Origin of the sequence: Streptococcus sp. zg-86 (assembly GCF_017639855.1) — a bacterium.
In the GTDB taxonomy this organism is placed as follows: domain Bacteria; phylum Bacillota; class Bacilli; order Lactobacillales; family Streptococcaceae; genus Streptococcus; species Streptococcus zhangguiae.
The window spans coordinates 1,530,392-1,549,209 of the sequence record NZ_CP072115.1 but is presented as its reverse complement, the minus strand read 5'-3'; the positions used below and the strand labels follow the sequence as shown (position 1 = coordinate 1,549,209).

The following is an 18,818-nucleotide window of genomic DNA, read 5'->3' as shown; positions in this document are numbered from 1 at the left end:
CAAAAGAATGTAGTCTTGAAGATTACGTATAAAAAGTCCCTGCCCTCATTACTTTTGTAGATTGAACAATTTAGCGCATATCAATAGTCAGGGGAGTGACGATTGGTACCTGAGCTTGGAAATCAAAAAGCGAGGATTGTCTGGTTTGTCTCAGCTCATTTTATCATCTCATCGAACAGCTTGATTGTTTTCTCACAATGTAGATAATTTTCCCCTATTTTGGAGAGAAAAGGTGGTATGAAAAACGCTTTCAAAATTTTATACTATAATTGATTAAAAAAGGAGGTATCCATCATGAAAAAGAAATGGATCAAATATATGGCAGGTAGCCTTGCAGCAGTAGGTGCACTAACCCTTGCAGCTTGTTCAAACAATAGCGCTTCAGAAGAAGGCGGAAAAAGCGACGCGCTTGTTGTTTATTCGCCAAACTCAGAAGGCTTAATCAACGCAACGATTCCAGCATTTGAAGAAAAATATGGTGTCAAGGTTGAATTGATTCAGGCTGGAACAGGAGAACTCTTTAAAAAATTAGAGTCTGAAAAAGAAGCACCAGTAGCTGATATTATCTTCGGAGGATCCTATACACAGTATGCGACACATGGTGAACTATTTGAGCCATATACTGCAGCAGATAATGATCAAGTAATCGAAGAATATCGTAATACAACAGGATACTCTACACCATATACACTAGATGGTAGTGTCTTGATTGTGAATCCTGATTTGACAAAAGGGATGAAAATTGAAGGGTATAACGATTTGTTGAAGCCTGAGTTGAAAGGAAAGATTGCAACAGCAGACCCTGCCAATTCATCAAGTGCCTTTGCACAGTTGACCAATATGTTGGTAGCAGAAGGTGGCTATAGTGATGAAAAGGCTTGGAGCTATGTAAAAGACATCTTTACTCTGATTGATGGTAAAATTGGTTCTAGCTCTTCAGGTGTCTATAAATCAGTTGCAGATGGGGAAATGGCGGTTGGTCTATCCTATGAAGATCCAGCTGTGAAATTGCTGAATGATGGAGCAAATATCCAAGTCGTTTATCCAAAAGAAGGAACTGTCTTCTTACCAGCAAGCGCAGCGATTGTCAAAAATGCTAAAAACATGGAAAATGCCAAGAAATTCATTGACTTCCTTGTCTCTCAAGAAGTACAAGATACCTTAGGAACAACAACAACAAACCGTCCTGTACGCAAAGATGCTAAGACAAGTGAAAATATGAAACCAATTAAAGAAATCAATACCAAGACTGAAGATTATGACTATGTCATTAAAAATAAGGCAGATATTGTGAAGAAATATAGCGAAATCTTTACAGACATTCAGTCAGGAAAATAATGGAGGAAAACAATGAGTGAGATTAGGATTATCAATGCTAAGAAAGTCTATCATGATGTACCCGTTATTGAAAATTTAAATGTAACGATTCCAAAAGGGAGTTTATTTACTCTTCTAGGACCTTCTGGTTGCGGAAAGACCACGCTTTTGCGAATGATTGCTGGTTTCAATAGTATTGAAGGGGGCGAGTTCTATTTTGGCGATGTGAAAATCAACAATATGGAACCAAGTAAACGCAATATTGGGATGGTTTTCCAAAATTATGCGATTTTCCCTCATCTATCTGTTCGAGATAATGTGGCATTTGGTTTGAAGCAAAAGAAAGTGTCCAAAGAAGAATTAGAACGTGAGACCCAAAAATATTTGGAATTGATGCAGATTGACCAGTATGCTGATCGTAAGCCAGATAAATTGAGTGGTGGTCAGCAACAACGGGTAGCCTTAGCAAGAGCCTTAGCTGTTAATCCTAGTGTTCTACTCATGGATGAGCCCTTGAGTAACTTAGATGCGAAATTGCGTTTGGATATGCGTCAAGCTATTCGTGAAATCCAGCATGAAGTAGGAATTACGACTGTTTATGTTACCCATGACCAAGAAGAGGCAATGGCTATTTCAGACCAAATTGCGGTTATGAAAGATGGTGTGATTCAGCAGATTGGTCGTCCAAAAGAATTGTATCATCGTCCAGCAAATGAATTTGTAGCTACCTTTATCGGTCGGACCAATATCATTGATGCACAATTGGAAACACGCAATGGAGAGGCCTATCTCGTCTTTAATGGTGGCTATACGCTTCGCATTCCATCTTTAGATGGTGTGGAAAATCAGGCAGTTCGTGTCAGCATTCGTCCAGAAGAATTCTTGAGAGATGAATTAGGAGATATTCGTGGTCAGATTACAGATAGTGTCTATCTCGGCATGAATACAGAGTATTTTATTCAAACCGATTTTGCTTCTAAGATTCAAGTTAGCGAAGAGTCAACATTTGAAGAAGATTTAGTCAAAGGGGATAGCGTTACGTTGAGAATCAATGTTCAGAAACTAAATGTCTTTACAGCAGACGGTTCTCATAACTTGATGAAAGGAGAATAGTATGGAACGGAAAAAAGTGACCATTTGGACAAGTTCATCTTTTCTTATTTTCATTACCTATCTCGTCTTTCTGGTCTATCCAATTGTGACGATTTTAAAACAGGCTGTGATTGCGGATGGTAAATTTTCATTTCATCATTTCGCTTCCTTTTTTGAAAAATCTTATTATTCAGATACCTTGGTGAATAGTTTTAAGGTTTCTTTAACAGCTACCTGTACATCGTTGATTGTAGGAACTGTTTTGGCCTATCTGTTCTCCATGTATGAATTTAAGGGAAAGAAATTCCTGCAGATTTTGGTCATCATCGCTTCAATGTCAGCGCCATTTGTAGGAGCTTATTCATGGATTTTGCTCTTAGGACGTAATGGTGTCATTACCAAGTTTTTAACGACAGCCTTTCATTTGCCAGCAATTGATATTTATGGCTTTAAAGGAATTGTGTTGGTCTTTACCTTGCAATTGTTCCCACTTGTCTTCTTATATGTGGCAGGAACGATGAAGAGTATTGATAACTCTGTTTTAGAAGCAGCAGAAAGTATGGGGTCAGTTGGTTTACAACGGATATTTAAGGTGGTCTTACCACTTTTAGTGCCCACCCTACTTGCAGCAGCATTGCTTGTCTTTATGAGGGCTTTCTCTGACTTCGGAACTCCAATGTTGATTGGGGAAGGGTATCGAACATTTCCAGTTCTCATTTATACAGAATTTATCAGCGAAGTTGGTGGTAATTCAGCATTTGCCTCTGCCTTAGCGATAATGGCAATTATCATTGCTTTGGTCATCTTTTTAGTCCAAAAATACATCGCTAATCGCTTTAGTTTTAGTATGAACTCGCTACATCCGATTCAACCGAAGAAAACAACTGGAGGAAAAACTGTTGCGATTTATACAACGGTCTATGGGATTATCTTCTTAGCTGTTTTACCGCAGTTGTACCTTATCTATACTTCATTCTTAAAGACATCAGGAATGGTCTTTGTCAAAGGCTACTCACTCAATAGTTACAAAACAGCCTTTAATCGTATGGGATCAGCAATCTTCAATACGATCCGTATTCCGCTGATTGCCTTGGTACTCGTTGTGATTTTTGCAACCTTTATCTCGTATTTGGCCGTGCGGAAACGCAATGTCTTTACCAATTTGATTGACAGTTTGAGTATGGTTCCTTACATTGTACCGGGAACGGTTATGGGGATTGCCTTTATTTCTTCCTTTAATACAGGTTTGTTTGGCAGCGGAATCTTGATGATTACAGGGACAGCCTTTATCCTAATTGTTTCCCTATCTGTTCGTCGTCTACCATATACCATTCGCTCCTCTGTTGCTAGTTTGCAACAGATTGCACCAAGTATTGAAGAAGCAGCAGAAAGTCTAGGAAGTAGTCGCTTGAATACATTTGTCAAAATCACGACGCCAATGATGTTGTCAGGTATTATTTCAGGTGCGATCCTTTCTTGGGTAACGATGATTTCTGAATTGTCGACCTCTATTTTGCTCTATAATGTTCGGACACGGACCATGACAGTAGCTATTTATACAGAGGTTCTACGTGGAAATTATGGTGTGGCAGCCGCATTATCAACGATTCTCACCCTCATCACGGTGGCTTCCTTGCTCACCTTCATGAAAATTTCAAAAAATAATAGCATTACATTATAAAAAAGAAGTAGACTCAAGCGTTTGGTACAGTACTTGCTTGAGCCTATTTTTATCGTTTATGCTGACTAATACTGATTCATACCCATTGAGATTTCAACCGAACCAATTTATCCACCATTTATAACCTTCAGAAATCTAAATTGATTGCGTTGACAAAGTTAGGATAGTGATGATGTCAGATTGGAAATACAGTAAGCCGAAGGTGGTTGCTTGCGTCTGAACAATCTAATAACGTATCGTAACATGCTACTGTTGATATTAAATAGAGTATAAAATGTTCTGTTATTCCCAGTTGCTCTTTTTAGTAAGAAACTAAGAGAATGGGCACTAGCAGGGGGCAAGGTGAGAAAGGCTTGCTTCTTGTTCAGTGGTTGCATTTCTTTCAGTATAAAACCCCTGATAGTAAGTGACATCAGGGGTTGTTGTTTCATTTATGATAAAACTTATTGTGTTGGTAGTTGGGGTCAAAGGTGACATTAATACCGAGTTTGCGGAGGACATTGCGGTCTTCTTCTGGAAGCGTTACGGTAGAGTGGCATTCGCTACCGCTTAAATTGCCTAATTGTTTCATGGCAAGATCTGCTTCTGGCTTGTTCATAGCAGTAATGGCAAGGGCAATCAGTAGTTCACTAGAGTGCAGACGTGGATTGCGGTTGCCTAGATGATTGATTTTGAGGTTTTGAATTGGTTTGACATACTCTGGTTCAATCAAATGTGTTGCCTTGTCAATATTAGCTAAATTTTTAATGGCATTGATGATAACAGCCGCAGATGGACCAAAGAGGTCAGAGGTTTTACCTGTGACAATCTCACCATTAGGTAGTTCAATTGCAAGGGCTGGCTGACCAGTTGCTTCTGCTTTGGCACGCGCTGCAATAGTTACCTTGCGGTCGCTCGGTGAAACACCCACTTCGTTCATCAAGAGTTCAATTTTTTTCACAGCAGATGCTGGAACTCGTTCAGCCTTGAAGTCTACCAAGGTTTGATAGTAGCGGCGGATGATTTCTTCTTTTGATGCGGCAATGGCTGCCTCTTCATCGACAATCGAGTAGCCCACCATATTGACACCCATATCGGTTGGGGAAGCGTATGGTGATTTGGCTAAAATACGTTCAAAGGTCCGATTAAGAACAGGGAAGACTTCGATGTCACGGTTGTAGTTGACTGCTGTTTTGCCGTAGGTTTGCAAATGGAAGGGGTCAATCATATTGAGGTCATCTAGGTCAGCAGTTGCTGCTTCATAGGCCAGATTGACAGGATGATGAAGCGGTAAATTCCAGACAGGGAAGGTTTCAAATTTGGCATAGCCTGCCTTGATACCGTGCAATTGGTCATGGTAGAGTTGCGAGATACAAGTTGCGAGCTTTCCAGAACCAGGCCCAGGTGCAGTCACCACAATCAGATTGCGACTCGTTTCGATATAGTCATTTTTCCCCATACCTTCTGGTGAAATAATGTAGTCAATATCAGATGGATATCCCTTGATTGGATAGTGGAGATAGGACTGGATACCATTTTTTTCTAATTGATGACGGAAAGCGTCAGCAGCTGGCTGATTGGTGTACTGGGTAATAACGACAGAGCCGACATAGATTCCCAAGTCATTAAAGGTATCAATTAAGCGTAGCACTTCTTGGTCGTAGGAAATGCCTAAATCACCACGGGCCTTAGAATGTTCAATGTTACTTGCGTTAATGGCAATGACAATCTCAACTTGCTCTTTTAATTCTTGAAGGAGCTTAATTTTATTGTCAGGCTCATAACCAGGAAGCACACGGGCAGCATGGAAATCTTCTAGCATTTTTCCGCCGAATTCCATATACAATTTTCCGTCAAACTGCTGGATACGCTCTAAAATATGGTCACGTTGTAGTTGTAAGTATTTTGTTGAATCAAAAGCAATTTTTTTCACATTTTTCACCTCTTTTAAGATTATAATAAAAAGTTTTCAAAAAGAAAACGATTTACCGTTATTTTGGTAAAAATATATTTTTAAACAAATGTTTAATTTTTATTAAATACAATATTGACTTTTCAGGAAATAAGAGTAAAATTTTATTAAACAATTGTTTAACAAAAATAAAGTGAGAAACAAAAATGAACGATATTATGGTACTTTGTAAAAAAGAGTGGCGCAAGGTCAGCCTTTCTATCTTGCTCACCTTGGTGATAGCTGTTGGGAGTCTTTATACTGTCTATGGCAGAATGACGGTTTTAGATATGATGTTGGAGAGGTCTACGGGAGTTTGGTATCAGATTGGTTTTCTGATTCTACTTTTGGTCTTGGTCGAGTGTTTCAACAGCTATCTTCGAATTCTCAATGCACAGATTGTCAAATCTTGGAAGTTGTACTTAGGTAGGTGTATCAGTAGGAATATCGAGAGGATGAGCTATCAGCAGTTTCATGCCCTTGAAGAAGGAGAACACTTGACCAACTACACCTACACTCTTGAGGTTGTGGCCACCTATCTTTTGAATCCCTTGTTGTCCTTTAGTCGTTCTCTAGTCTTGTCTGTGATTTCCTTCTTCTTTCTAGCTTTGATTAGTGGTTGGTTAGCTCTTTTTGCTCTTTTTTCAACTCTTATTTTAGTTTTTGTAGGTGGTCGATTTGGGAAGAAAATCAGCCAAGGCTATACAAACTTGTCCTTGCTAAATGGACAGTTTACCAGTCGTTTGAAAGAATACATAGCTGGCTATGATGTGCTGAGAAATGTGAAGCAACTCTATTTATTGCCACAAAAAATTTATGAACGTCAGCTACAAAAGGAAGCACAGGAGTACGAGATTGCGCGGCTGATGTCTTTTGCTCTATTGAGCTACCAAAGTGTGCAACGTTTGTTTGAAATGCTAATCTTTGCTCTCACGATTATTCTGATTAGTCGAGGAACGATTCACCTTGGAGCTATTGTATCAGCGCCGACTATCTTGAGCATTTTTTTAGAATCGTCAGGCAATCTGACGGATGTATACGCCAAGTTGCGGGGGACTGATGCGCAGTTACATGGATTGATGACGGTGGCAGATTTGGACGAGGAGGAGTTCCCGTCTCCTGTAGACAGCATCTCCTTTTCTCAAGTGGGGCATTCCTACGGAGATAAGCAGATTTTTGAAGGCTTAACTCTTCGCTTCAATATCGGTGGCAAGTACGCCTTGGTTGGAAAAAGTGGTAGTGGGAAATCGACGATTCTCAAATTATTGTTGGGACGTTTGACTTGTGAAGAAGGAGAGATTCGGATTAACGACCAGCCTTATGCTCCGAAAAAAGATGTGAACTTTTCTCGACAGATTGGCTATATGACGCAAGAGGTCTTTCTCTTTACAGATAGCGTTCGATTCAATATTTGCTTGGGAGACATTTTTACAGATGAGGAGATTTGGTCGGTGTTAAGACAGGTAGGACTAGAAAGGTTAGTTAGGGCTTTGCCTAATCAACTAGAGGAAAGTGTTGGCGAATTGGGAGGACAATTTTCTGGTGGTGAAAAACAGCGGATTGCTCTTGCACGAATCTTGATACGAAAGTTACCGATTGTCTTACTGGATGAAGCGACATCAGCTGTTGATGCGCCAACGGCACGCATGATTGAGGAAGCCTTGCTGAGGGATCCAGATCGTACAGTGGTGATGATTTCACACCATTTGCAGGAGGATTTACAGCCGTACTTTACCAGCATCATCACGCTTTCTTGATGAAGAGATGCAGGTAACTGAGAATTTCTGACCACTTACTGGAGCATACTCACCACAAAACAAGAAGACAAGAAAGAGCAAACAGGAAATCTCATTCTAAATATGAAAAATAGTCGAATAGCTTCTTATCAATCAATCCAAAGCATTCCGATTTTAAAAGCGGTGATTTTAGTCTTTACTGCTTTAAATGCTCTTTTTGTCGCCTTGACTCCTTTGATGGTGTTATTGATCAAGGAAACGCCAAGTTTTGTGATTGTAAATTCAGCAACAACGATTGCCTATCTAGTCGGCTCTATCTTAGGGACTCTATTGACCACAAGTTTGTTTAAGGAGATGTCTATTGCACAGGTGACTAAGTGGGTAGTCTATGTTTCTGTCCTTCTCTTTTTGAGCTTTTATTTGCGCTCTGTCTATGGTGTTTTTGCCTGCATGTTTACGCCAGCAGTCCTTGCAGGTGTTATAAACCCCAAACTCAATGCCCTTATCTATCGTGCTTTGCCTGAAGAGCAATTAGCGACGATTAGCGCAGCAGGAATTTCTACCTTTGTTCAATTAGGCATGGTGGTGATGCGTGGAGTCATAGCTATTTTAATTGTAATCTGCTCTGCAGGAAGTCCTTCCCTTGTCTTTCTCTTGCTTTCTCTACTGCTTTTGGTCTATACTATAAGAAATGTAGCATCTGTGGTAGAAGAATAGGATAGTGGTATGGAATTACTGTATAGCAAACATCGTAGTGAAATTGTAGAATTTTTAATGGCTCCTTTCTATGTCCAAAAGGATCAGATAGGGGAATCCGAGGAACGAAGCCAGAAGGAAAAAGAGATTTTAAAAGAGGCGCTGTTGGTGGAGCAACAACTGCAATCGGTCTTTGAGAGTATGAGTGAGCGCTTATCCGTTTACTTGTTTGGGGCCAATTTTAGTTTTCTCCATTATCTGTATTTTGAATTGTTAGAAGCAGGAAAGGATCCGGCAACATTGGAAGAAACCTGCCACTTACTAGCTACTGCTTCCCAAGAAACGGTGGAGCGGGCGATTCGCTTTGCCTTGATAGCGATTAATCGAGGGGAGAACAATCCAGAGGCAGATTTGCTGGAGATGTTAGAGCAGACTGATTTGAAGGCTGAGGACAAGTGGAAATGGTTTCAGGCGATTCGTAAGCCCTTGGAGACAGTCCGTGAGCAATTAGCTTTGGTGGCAGAAGTAGCGTCCTTGTATCGCCCTTATTATGAGTCGTTTCAGCAGCAGAGAGAGGCATTTGCGATGGTCTTTTCCTACGAGGAAATCTATGGTGAAGATGGTTTGTATAAAACAAGTGGTGTCGAAGATTTAGGCTATGATAGCTTACCGTTTTTTGTCCTAAGCCCGTGGTTGATGCATTTTTCCTATATCTGCAATCATCACTATCATACTTACCCCATCATCTTGTGTGCATCGGTGGATATCGATAAATTGCTTCTTATCAAGCAGGCTATTGATGAGGATGTGCTGGCGACGACCTTAAAGGTGATGAGTGATGAAACGCGCTACAAGGTTATGGTGGCATTGACCAAACCGCATGCTAAGAGTAAGGACATTGCGGAGCAGTTGAGCATTACAGGAGCGGCAGTGTCCTTTCACACCCAAAAACTCATCAATGCCAAGCTCTTGCTCTTTAACACGGCTGACAAGACGGTCAAGTTTGATGCCAATAAGGGCTTGTTGCGGGAAATGATTGCGAAGCTAGAAGAAGATTTTGATTTGTAAAAAGGCGAAGTTAGTTTTGTCTAGCTTCTCATTTTTTCTATGGTTGGTAGAGCTTATACTCTATTCCTATCAATATTAGCCTTTTTCGCTACTTTATTAGATATAGTGAATTGAATAAAGGTTAGGACATCGTTAAGTCGCTTTGATGAACGCCAGTTCTATCTGTAGCACCTTGCTTTGTCCTATTCCTTTCTCGATCCACTATAGTGCAGAGGCAATGTTGGATGATGTCATCATCTTTATTTTAAAGCTTCAACAGGCCACTGGACTGTTGAAGCCTTCGGAGTTTCATTGCTAAATGTTGAGTCTACGATTTCAAAATTTATGTTATGAGGCTGGGCAAAAAGTATCAAAACTGATCATTCTATTTAAAGAGGCTAGCAAACTATTCTTTGCTAGCCTTATTTCCAACCTGCCACAATCGCTATCCTACCTTTGTCAACGCAACCAATTTCTATTTTTTACGGTTATAAATGGTGGATAAGTTGATTATTTTTGAATTTCAATGAGTATTAGCAAGTTTTCTCACGGTAAAAACATTCAATCTAGTTACAAGAGAAGATTGCCTAGGTGTTGACTGGGGTTTTCCTTTCCTATTGGTTGCCAAAGTATGGTATAATAGTAAAAAATTTGACGAGGTAGAGGAATGACAAAAGTACCGTTTATCAGTAAAGAAGCGCTAGAAGAGATTACAGCAGTATTTCCAACTCCTTTTCATCTCTATGATGAGAAGGGAATCCGTGAAAAAGCGCGTGCCTTGAATGCTGCCTTTGCTTGGAACAAGGGATTTAAGGAATATTTTGCCGTCAAGGCGACTCCGACACCTGCTATTTTAAAAATCTTGCAAGAAGAAGGCTGTGGAGTGGATTGTGCGACAGATGTGGAAGTAATGATGAGTGAAAAGCTCGGCTTTGAGGACATCATGTTCACATCAAATGACACTCAAGGTTCAGAATTTATCTATGCGCAAGAAGTCGGTGCCATTATCAACTTGGATGCCTATGAACATATTGATTTTTTGAAAGAGGTCGCAGGTATTCCAGAAGTGGTTTGCCTCCGGTACAATCCTGGTGGGGTATTTTCATTGGGAACAGACATCATGGATCATCCAGAAGAATCCAAATTTGGCATGACCAAGGAGCAATTGCTGCAAGGCTATCGGGAGTTGAAGGAACTTGGAGTCAAGGAATTTGGTCTTCATGCCTTTCTAGCTTCCAATACGGTGACGAATGAGTACTATCCAACCTTAGCGAGACAATTATTTGAACTGGCGATTGAAATCCGTGAGCAGACAGGTGTAACCCTTGACTTTATCAACCTGTCTGGTGGAATCGGCGTCAATTACCGTCCGGAACAAGAAGCCAATGATATTGCAGTGATTGGGGAAGGAGTGCGTAAGGTCTACGAAGAGGTTTTGATACCTGCTGGTATGGGTGAGGTGAAAATTTATACAGAGCTAGGTCGCTTTATGCTAGCACCACATGGTCATTTGGTCACCAAGGTTCTTCACCGCAAAAAAACCTATCGTACTTATGTTGGTGTTGATGCGTCAGCAGCCAATCTCATGCGGCCAGCCTTCTATGGAGCCTATCATCATATTACCAATATCAGCCGTCCAGATGCTCCAGTTGAAATTGTGGATGTGGTTGGATCCTTGTGTGAAAACAATGATAAATTTGCTGTTCAGCGGGAATTGGCTCAGGCAGAGGTCGGAGATACCTTGATTATTCATGATGCAGGTGCGCATGGTTTTTCTATGGGATATAATTACAATGGTCGCCTGCGTTCGGCAGAAATTCTGCTACAGGAAGATGGACAGGCTAGAATGATTCGCCGAGCAGAAAAACCGAAAGATTATTTTGCGACCTTATACGGCTTTGATTTTGAGAAGTAAAGAGGTATAAAATGAAAAAGAAGAATTGGCTATGGGTGTTTCCTTGATTGCTCTAATAGGTCGTGGTGCCTATTATTATCAGCGATAAGTCAAGCGGGAAAAGAAACAGAAAGAGTGTGGCCTTGACCGTTTATTGAAGAACAGCAAACAACACAGCGTAAACAGGTTTCAGAAAGCTTGGCAAAAATCGTCGGTGATACCTATTTGAATGGCTATCACTTGGAGAAAGAAGGGGAGACCTATACGCTGAAAGATTCATCAGGGACAGTTGTTGTGGACAAGATTGAAGAATATGAAAATACCCAGACTTCTTTATTTGTCTTTGTCAAAGAAGACAGTATTTATGCAGTGAATATGAAAACCAATACCCATTATGGTCCTTATCTTAGTGCGTCCGTCGTCCAATTGGTAGAAGATGGTCAGCCCTTGTCTGAAAAGTGATTGGCTTATAGAGAGAATGATAGCATTTATGTATTGCGACAGGATGGGCAAACGGAGATAAAAGGAACGGAAGGAAACTTTGAGACAGCAACAACCTTCACCTATATAGTTGATAGTGGCATGTTGCGGGGTGAGTAGTTCTAAAAACACATCAGGTCTTTTTGTTCTCTTGTAGTCGTGAAGAACTTTTAAGATAAATCTTGGAAATTCCCCGTAAATTTGGTATAATAGGGAGAATTGAATTTGTAATTTAGAAAATAGGAGATAGACATGAATTTAGGTCTTGCAATTGTATTGATCATCGTAGCTTTTGCTGGTGGTGTTGCTTTGGGAATCTACCTTTCACGCAAACAGGTTGAAAATTATATCGCAGATAAGCCAATCTTGGATGAAAATGCTCTTCGCGCGATGATGAGCCAAATGGGTCAAAAACCAAGTGAAGCAAAAGTACAACAAGTGCTTCGCCAAATCAAGAGTCAACAAAAAGTTGCAACAAAGAAAAAATAATCAAGTGGGGGAAGTGGGACACCAGTCGAAATGTCGGAAACATCGACTGTCCTCACTCTCCCCTTTTTAGTTAGTGTGTGCTTCTCTTTTTATAGAGTAGTAACCTCTACAGTAGGATTTAAGCCTTACATATAGCAAAAATAGAAGGCTTGGGTGCTGGAAGAGGCTAAAAGACAGTAGAGGGTTATCTTTAAAAGAAGAGGAATAATCACACTCAATAAGGAAAAAGTATGGATAATCGACCAATTGGATTTTTAGATTCCGGTGTAGGTGGTTTGACGGTTGTGCGTGAGTTGATGCGTCAGCTTCCACATGAAGAAATTGTCTATATCGGTGATTCGGCAAGAGCTCCTTATGGGCCACGTCCAGCTGAGCAAATTAGGGAATATACCTGGGAATTGGTTCAGTTTTTAGTAACGAAAAATGTCAAGATGATTGTCTTTGCCTGTAATACAGCAACTGCAGTTGCTTGGGAAGAAGTCAAGGCCAAGCTAGACATTCCTGTTCTCGGTGTGATTTTACCGGGGGCGTCATCAGCTATCAAGGCTTCAAAGTCAGGAAAGATTGGTGTCTTAGGCACGGCTATGACGATTCAATCGGATATCTATCGGGAAAAAATTCAGGCTTTATCACCTGATACGGAAGTTACGAGTCTGGCCTGCCCAAAATTTGTTCCCTTGGTAGAATCAAATAATTATCAGTCAAGTTTAGCAAAGAAAGTGGTGTATGAGACCTTGCGTTCCCTCAAGGGAAGTGTTGATACAGTTGTCTTAGGCTGTACCCACTATCCCTTGCTTCGTCCGATTATCCAAAATGTTTTGGGACAGGATGTGACCTTGATTGATAGCGGAGCAGAGTGTGCACGGGATATCTCTGTCTTACTCAATTATTTTGAAATCAATCATAGTCGGACAGGGAATCAGCCGCAGCATTTCTTTTATACAACAGCTAGTCCAGCTGCCTTTCGGGAAATTGCAGAGAACTGGCTTGGAAAAGATATACAAGTGGAGCATGTTACCCTATGACAGAAAGGATTTACGAATACAAGGACGACCAAGATTGGTATGTCGGGAATTGGCAGGGACACAATCTTATAGCTGGTATGGGTGATTTGCGTATTCATGATGTGCTGCCAGGGTTCTCCTCTGTTGTAGATGGAGATGCAGATCCCTTCTCAGAAGAGGCTTGGAATGCTGGAGGATACGATATTCTGGTCATTCGGTATTCTTCGATTCTTCGGTTGGTTAGCTTTATCATCAACATCATCAACGACAATACCGAGCGCAATCTTGAAGTAGTCGAACACCAAGGTGCAGTCTTAGTAATAGAAGAAGGCCGTTTGCTCTATATTCATCTGCCTAAGGGAGGAATAGAGTTAGAAGACTTTTGGCGTAAATCGTAACAGATAGTACTTTCGACTGGAAAGAAGTGGAGTTTAGAAACGATGACAGAAAAAATATACGAATACAAGGATGCCAATGATTGGTATGTTGGCACATGGGATGGCTTTACCTACCTAACTGTTTTTGGTGACAATGAGAAGTTTGATACTGTGCGGACACGGTTTTATCAGCTAATGGAGCAATTGTCTGTAGAAGGCTTACAGGTTCATGTAGTGAAGATGACATCTAGCTTTTCTTTTTTAAAATTCCTTATTCAGATGATTCAGGAAAAATATGGGCGCAACTTGTCTGTTGTGCAACACAAGGGAGCTATTCTTGTTATGGAAGGCCAGCAGATTATAGATATTCATCTACCACAAGAAGGCATTTCTTCAGATAGCTTTTTCGGTCAGGCAGATATATCGACGGCTTTTGGTGATACGATTTTAATTGCGACCAAAAATGAGGGGAAGACGGCTGAATTTCGTCAATTCTTTGAAAAATTGGGGTACAAGGTAGAAAATCTGAATGCCTATCCAGACCTTCCAGATGTGGCAGAAACAGGGACGACGTTTGAAGAAAATGCACGCTTAAAAGCAGAAACGATTGCCAATTTGACAGGGAAAATGGTACTGGCTGATGATTCAGGACTCAAAGTTGATAAGCTAGGTGGTTTACCGGGGGTCTGGTCAGCACGTTTTTCAGGTCAGGATGCGACGGATGCGCGAAACAATGCTAAATTACTCCATGAGCTAGCTATGGTTTTTGACGTCAAAGATCGGTCAGCCCAATTCCATTGTACCTTGGTTGTTGCGGCACCAGATGTAGATAGTCTAGTTGTTGAAGCAGATTGGGAGGGTTATATTGCAACGATTCCGCAAGGAGAAAATGGCTTTGGCTACGATCCCCTCTTTCTTGTAGGTGAAACAGGACGTACAGCAGCCCAGATGAGCATTGAAGAAAAAAATGCCCAGTCTCATCGTGCCCAGGCATTGGAAAAATTATTGGAGGTATTTCCAGTATGGCAAGAGAAAAATACTATACATGCGTAGTGATGAGTGATTCGCATGGCGATCGTGCGATTGTGGAAGAAGTAAAAGAACGGTACATGGGGCAAGTAGATGCCCTCTTTCATAATGGGGATTCCGAACTAGAGGCGAAGGATCCTTTGTGGGACGGGATTCAGGTTGTGGGTGGCAATTGTGACTATGATAGGGCCTATCCAGATCAGTTGGTGACCACATTAGGCGATGTGACGATTGCCCAAACCCATGGTCATTTGTATGGGATTAACTTTACTTGGATGCGTCTGGATTACTGGGCAGAAGAAGTAGGTGCGGATATTTGTTTGTATGGCCATTTGCATGTTCCAGATGCGACCGTTCGTGGCAAGACCCTCTTTGTCAACCCAGGTTCCATTCGTCAACCTCGTGGTATGATTAACGAATGTCTTTATGCAATTTTAACGATTTTTGAGGATCATATTCATATTGAGTATTGCAATCGCAACCACCAAGTCTATGCGCCATTAACAAAGGATATTCCAAGATGATTACACGTGAATTTGAAACCTTTCTCCTTGCACAGGAAGAAACGTTTTTGACGCCAGCTAATAAACTAGCTGTGATTATTGATACGCACAATGTGAACCATGCAAAGCTCTTGCTCAGCCATATGACCTATTCTCGTGTGCCAGTTGTGACAGAGGAAAATCGCTTTGTTGGGACGATTGGCTTGCGCGAAATTGTCACATACCAGACGGAAAATGAATTGACGGATGAAGAGTTGGAGATGGATATTGCTTTAATTGTGAAACGAGATGTTGCAACGGTTGGTGCCCATTATCACTTGGAAGAAGTCATGCGAAAATTGATTGATCAAGCCTTTTTACCAGTTGTGGGAGAAGATCAGAAATTCTTGGGAATCATCACCCGCAAGTCGATTTTAAAGGCAGTAAATGCCCTCTTGCATAACTTTACATTTCAGTCAAAAGGATGAGGGAGATGACAGACTATATTCAGTCCTTTTTAGCGACGAAACAGCTATCGGACAACTCAAAAACCGCCTATCTCTATGATTTGCAGCAATTTCATACCTATTGTCAAGGAGGCATTAGTCCGACGACACTAGCGTTGTATCAAGGATTTTTACAAAGTCTAAAACCAACGGCACAAAAGCGCAAACTGTCAGCGGTGAATCAATTTTTGTATTATTTATATGAAAATGAGCAGATTGACCGCTTTTACAAGGTGAAAGCAAGTCAACAACTGCGACAGCGTTCCGCAACGGCTAGTTTAGAAGATTTGTCTTTTTTATGGGTAGATAGTCAGTATAAAGAAGGTCAGCGGATTGCCCTCTTGATTGCCTGTTTGGGCTTGCTTCCCAGTGAGTTAGCAACCATTAAACGAGCAGATATAGATGTTTCCTTTCAGGTGTTGACGATTGTGAAGGCTGGTCAAAAGCGGATTCTGCCCCTACCTAATGCGCTACTTCCGTATGTGGAGGAGGGTGAAGGAAATTACTTGTTTGATAAAAAAGGTGCCAGTTATTCTCGTCAATGGTTTTTTAACCGCTTATCAGAATTTTTAGAAGAACAAGGGAAGTCAGAATGGACGGCTCAGAAACTGCGGGAACAGTTTATTCTTGGTCAGTTGGAGGCTGGAAAGGATGTGGCTGCTGTTGCCAAACACTTGGGTTTGAAAACAACAGTCAGTCTAGAAAAATACAAACATGGATATTAAACTAAAAGATTTTGAAGGCCCCCTCGATTTGCTCCTTCACTTGGTGTCCAAGTACCAGATGGATATTTATGAGGTTCCCATTACCGAAGTTATTGAGCAATATCTTGCCTATATTGCAACCTTGCAGGCTATGCGCCTGGAAATTGCTGGGGAATATATGGTGATGGCTAGTCAACTCATGCTCATAAAGAGCCGTAGACTCTTACCCAAAATGGTCGAGCAAGAAGAAATTGTCGAGGATCCTGAGCAAGAATTGCTATCGCAATTGGAAGAATATCGGACCTTTAAGGCACTCAGTGAGAAATTAAAGGAACAACATGAGGAACGTGCCCATTATTTCTCCAAACCAAAATTGGAATTGGTCTATGATGATGTTACATTGGCCCAGGATAAGTCGGTGATTGATATTTTTCTCGCTTTTTCTAAGGTGATGGCAGAAAAGCAGGAAGAACTGCGGACAAGTCACACAACCATTGCTCGTGATGAATATAAAATCGAAGACATGATGGAGCAGGTTCGGAGCTATCTTCAAAGGGAAAAGCGTGTGGCACTGCAGCAATTATTTGTTGAGAGTCGTGACATGAATCAAGTCATTACGCTCTTTTTGGCCACGCTAGAAATGGTGAAAAGTAAGGAAATTACCATGGAGCAAACCGAAAATTTTGGAGAGATTTACGTGATAAGGAGTGAAGATGAGTCGATTAGCCGAGATTGAAGTCCTTTTATTTGTAGCAGGAGAAGAAGGCTTAACGGTACGAAATATAGCAGAAATGCTTGATTTGCAGCCGTCTGCTGTGATACAGCAAATTGAAAAATTAAGGGAGAAATACCAAAGCGACACTCAGTCAGGATTGGCGATATTAGAATCTTCCAATCGCTATAAATTAGTGACTAAAAAAGACTATGCAGAGCTGTTGCGGATTTATGCTAAAACGCCAATCAATCAGTCCATGTCACGAGCCTTACTTGAAACCCTATCGATTATTGCCTATAAACAGCCGATTACGAGGATTGAAGTCGATGATATTCGTGGTGTCAATTCGAGCGGAGCTATTAGTAAGTTGCAGGCTTTTGACTTGATTCGGGAGAATGGGAAAAAGGAAGTGCTGGGTCGTCCGAACCTATACATTACAACCGATTATTTCCTTGATTACATGGGGATTAACCATTTGGATGAATTGCCTGATGTGTCAGAGCTTGTTTTGGTCGATGAAGAAAGCGAATTGTTCGTAGAAAGAAAAGAGATAAAAGAAGATGAGAATCAATAAATACATTGCACACGCTGGTGTAGCTAGTCGTAGAAAGGCAGAAGAGTTGATCAAGCAAGGCTTGGTGACGGTCAACGGTCAAGTAGTGCGTGAGCTTGGAACCACGATTAAATCTGGCGATAAGGTCGAAGTAGAAGGACAACCGATTTATAATGAAGAAAAAGTTTATTATCTCCTTAATAAACCGCGTGGTGTGATTTCCAGCGTGTCAGATGACAAGGGGAGAAAGACAGTTATTGATTTGTTGCCACATGTATCAGAGCGGATTTACCCTGTTGGTCGCTTAGATTGGGATACATCTGGCGTGTTGATTTTGACCAATGATGGTGATTTCACAGACGAAATGATTCACCCTCGGAATGAGATTGACAAGGTCTATGTAGCGCGTGTCAAAGGAATTGCCAATAAAGAAGTCCTACGTCCCTTGACTCGTGGTGTTGTGATTGACGGTAAGAAAACCAAACCGGCTGTTTACACGATTTTGAAAGTAGATCCGGTTAAAAATCGATCAGTCGTTGAATTGACCATTCATGAAGGGCGCAATCACCAAGTCAAGAAAATGTTTGAGGCAGTTGGTTTGCAGGTAGATAAACTTTCTCGAACTCGCTTTGGGAACCTTGATTTAACTGGTCTTCGTCCAGGAGAATCCCGTAAATTGAATAAGAAAGATGTCAGCAAACTCCATACTCTGGCTGTGACGAAGAAGCAGAAATCATGATTCACATCTTGATTGGCTTGGTGCGCTTCTATCAACGATTTATCTCGCCCTTGTTTCCACCCAGTTGTCGCTATCAACCAACCTGCTCTAGCTATATGATTGAGGCACTCCAAAAGCATGGAATTAAAGGGTTGATAATGGGAATAGCACGTATTTTGCGGTGTCATCCTTTTGTTGAAGGAGGTAGGGATCCGGTACCAGATACTTTTAGCTTAAAACGTCAGCAGACCGATGAATAGGCTGTATCATGAAAGTAATGAGAAACAAGTGAAAAAATCAAGGATTTTCAATCATATCGCTTGACGGCTCTCCTTGCTTGCGTTATAATAAGAACAAGATTTTCATTG

At 41.0% G+C, this 18,818-nt stretch carries 20 protein-coding genes; 19 read left to right on the top strand and 1 reads right to left on the bottom strand.

Features of this window, described 5'->3' with window-relative positions:
• Positions 1-294: 294 nt before the first annotated feature.
• From J5M87_RS07340 to J5M87_RS07330, 3 genes are read left to right on the top strand one after another with little or no spacing between them, the layout of a single operon-like run.
• Positions 295-1,338: an ABC transporter substrate-binding protein gene (locus J5M87_RS07340; protein ID WP_154608532.1), complete on the top strand. Its 1,044-nt coding sequence runs from the start codon at positions 295-297 to the stop codon at positions 1,336-1,338.
• A gap of 12 nt (positions 1,339-1,350) precedes the next feature.
• Positions 1,351-2,430 carry an ABC transporter ATP-binding protein gene (locus J5M87_RS07335; protein WP_154608531.1) on the top strand — a complete coding sequence of 360 codons (1,080 nt, stop codon included), beginning with the start codon at positions 1,351-1,353 and terminating at the stop codon, positions 2,428-2,430.
• Position 2,431: 1 nt separating this feature from the next.
• On the top strand, positions 2,432-4,090 hold the full coding sequence (locus J5M87_RS07330) for an ABC transporter permease (protein WP_154608530.1): 1,659 nt from the start codon (positions 2,432-2,434) through the stop codon (positions 4,088-4,090).
• A gap of 427 nt (positions 4,091-4,517) precedes the next feature.
• Here J5M87_RS07330 and J5M87_RS07325 read toward each other — a convergent pair whose 3' ends face one another.
• Complete coding sequence (locus J5M87_RS07325; RefSeq protein ID WP_160463252.1) at positions 4,518-6,002, bottom strand: DUF1846 domain-containing protein; 1,485 nt, start codon at positions 6,000-6,002, stop codon at positions 4,518-4,520.
• A 185-nt stretch (positions 6,003-6,187) separates the two neighbouring features.
• On the opposite strand from J5M87_RS07325, the gene J5M87_RS07320 reads away from it, so the two are divergent.
• From J5M87_RS07320 to yidD, 16 genes are all read left to right on the top strand, one after another.
• Positions 6,188-7,777, top strand: a complete 1,590-nt coding sequence (locus tag J5M87_RS07320; protein WP_154608529.1) for an ABC transporter ATP-binding protein — start codon at positions 6,188-6,190, stop codon at positions 7,775-7,777.
• A gap of 102 nt (positions 7,778-7,879) precedes the next feature.
• The gene (locus J5M87_RS07315; RefSeq protein ID WP_154608528.1) at positions 7,880-8,473 is read left to right on the top strand and encodes a hypothetical protein; all 594 of its coding nucleotides are present in this window, start codon (positions 7,880-7,882) and stop codon (positions 8,471-8,473) included.
• 9 nt (positions 8,474-8,482) lie between these two features.
• Positions 8,483-9,520 (top strand): winged helix-turn-helix transcriptional regulator, encoded by a 1,038-nt coding sequence (locus J5M87_RS07310; protein WP_154608527.1) that lies wholly within the window; start codon positions 8,483-8,485, stop codon positions 9,518-9,520.
• Between the two features lie 646 nt (positions 9,521-10,166).
• Positions 10,167-11,414, top strand: coding sequence for a diaminopimelate decarboxylase (locus J5M87_RS07305; protein ID WP_154608526.1), 1,248 nt, complete (start codon positions 10,167-10,169; stop codon positions 11,412-11,414).
• Positions 11,415-11,591: 177 nt separating this feature from the next.
• Positions 11,592-11,855 (top strand): hypothetical protein, encoded by a 264-nt coding sequence (locus tag J5M87_RS07300; protein ID WP_154608525.1) that lies wholly within the window; start codon positions 11,592-11,594, stop codon positions 11,853-11,855.
• Positions 11,856-12,125: 270 nt separating this feature from the next.
• A complete protein-coding gene (locus J5M87_RS07295; RefSeq protein ID WP_154608524.1) occupies positions 12,126-12,362 on the top strand; it encodes a YneF family protein in 237 nt (78 codons plus the stop codon).
• A 230-nt stretch (positions 12,363-12,592) separates the two neighbouring features.
• Positions 12,593-13,387 carry a glutamate racemase gene (gene racE, locus J5M87_RS07290; protein WP_154608523.1) on the top strand — a complete coding sequence of 265 codons (795 nt, stop codon included), beginning with the start codon at positions 12,593-12,595 and terminating at the stop codon, positions 13,385-13,387.
• Entirely contained in the window at positions 13,384-13,764 is a 381-nt protein-coding gene (locus tag J5M87_RS07285) for a hypothetical protein (protein WP_154608522.1), read from the top strand. The genes racE and J5M87_RS07285 overlap by 4 nt, the downstream gene beginning before the upstream one ends.
• A 42-nt stretch (positions 13,765-13,806) precedes the next feature.
• Entirely contained in the window at positions 13,807-14,796 is a 990-nt protein-coding gene (locus J5M87_RS07280; RefSeq protein ID WP_154608521.1) for a nucleoside-triphosphate diphosphatase, read from the top strand.
• A complete protein-coding gene (locus J5M87_RS07275; protein WP_154608520.1) occupies positions 14,766-15,296 on the top strand; it encodes a metallophosphoesterase in 531 nt (176 codons plus the stop codon). Before J5M87_RS07280 ends, J5M87_RS07275 begins: the two co-directional genes overlap by 31 nt.
• Entirely contained in the window at positions 15,293-15,742 is a 450-nt protein-coding gene (gene cbpB, locus J5M87_RS07270; protein WP_067086286.1) for a cyclic-di-AMP-binding protein CbpB, read from the top strand. The genes J5M87_RS07275 and cbpB overlap by 4 nt, the downstream gene beginning before the upstream one ends.
• On the top strand, positions 15,739-16,485 hold the full coding sequence (xerD, locus tag J5M87_RS07265; RefSeq protein ID WP_160463253.1) for a site-specific tyrosine recombinase XerD: 747 nt from the start codon (positions 15,739-15,741) through the stop codon (positions 16,483-16,485). The genes cbpB and xerD overlap by 4 nt, the downstream gene beginning before the upstream one ends.
• Complete coding sequence (locus J5M87_RS07260; RefSeq protein ID WP_154608518.1) at positions 16,475-17,200, top strand: segregation/condensation protein A; 726 nt, start codon at positions 16,475-16,477, stop codon at positions 17,198-17,200. Before xerD ends, J5M87_RS07260 begins: the two co-directional genes overlap by 11 nt.
• On the top strand, positions 17,178-17,753 hold the full coding sequence (gene scpB, locus J5M87_RS07255) for an SMC-Scp complex subunit ScpB (protein ID WP_154608517.1): 576 nt from the start codon (positions 17,178-17,180) through the stop codon (positions 17,751-17,753). Before J5M87_RS07260 ends, scpB begins: the two co-directional genes overlap by 23 nt.
• Positions 17,740-18,471 (top strand): pseudouridine synthase, encoded by a 732-nt coding sequence (locus tag J5M87_RS07250; protein ID WP_154608516.1) that lies wholly within the window; start codon positions 17,740-17,742, stop codon positions 18,469-18,471. The genes scpB and J5M87_RS07250 overlap by 14 nt, the downstream gene beginning before the upstream one ends.
• On the top strand, positions 18,468-18,710 hold the full coding sequence (gene yidD, locus J5M87_RS07245; protein WP_154608515.1) for a membrane protein insertion efficiency factor YidD: 243 nt from the start codon (positions 18,468-18,470) through the stop codon (positions 18,708-18,710). Before J5M87_RS07250 ends, yidD begins: the two co-directional genes overlap by 4 nt.
• Positions 18,711-18,818: the final 108 nt, after the last annotated feature.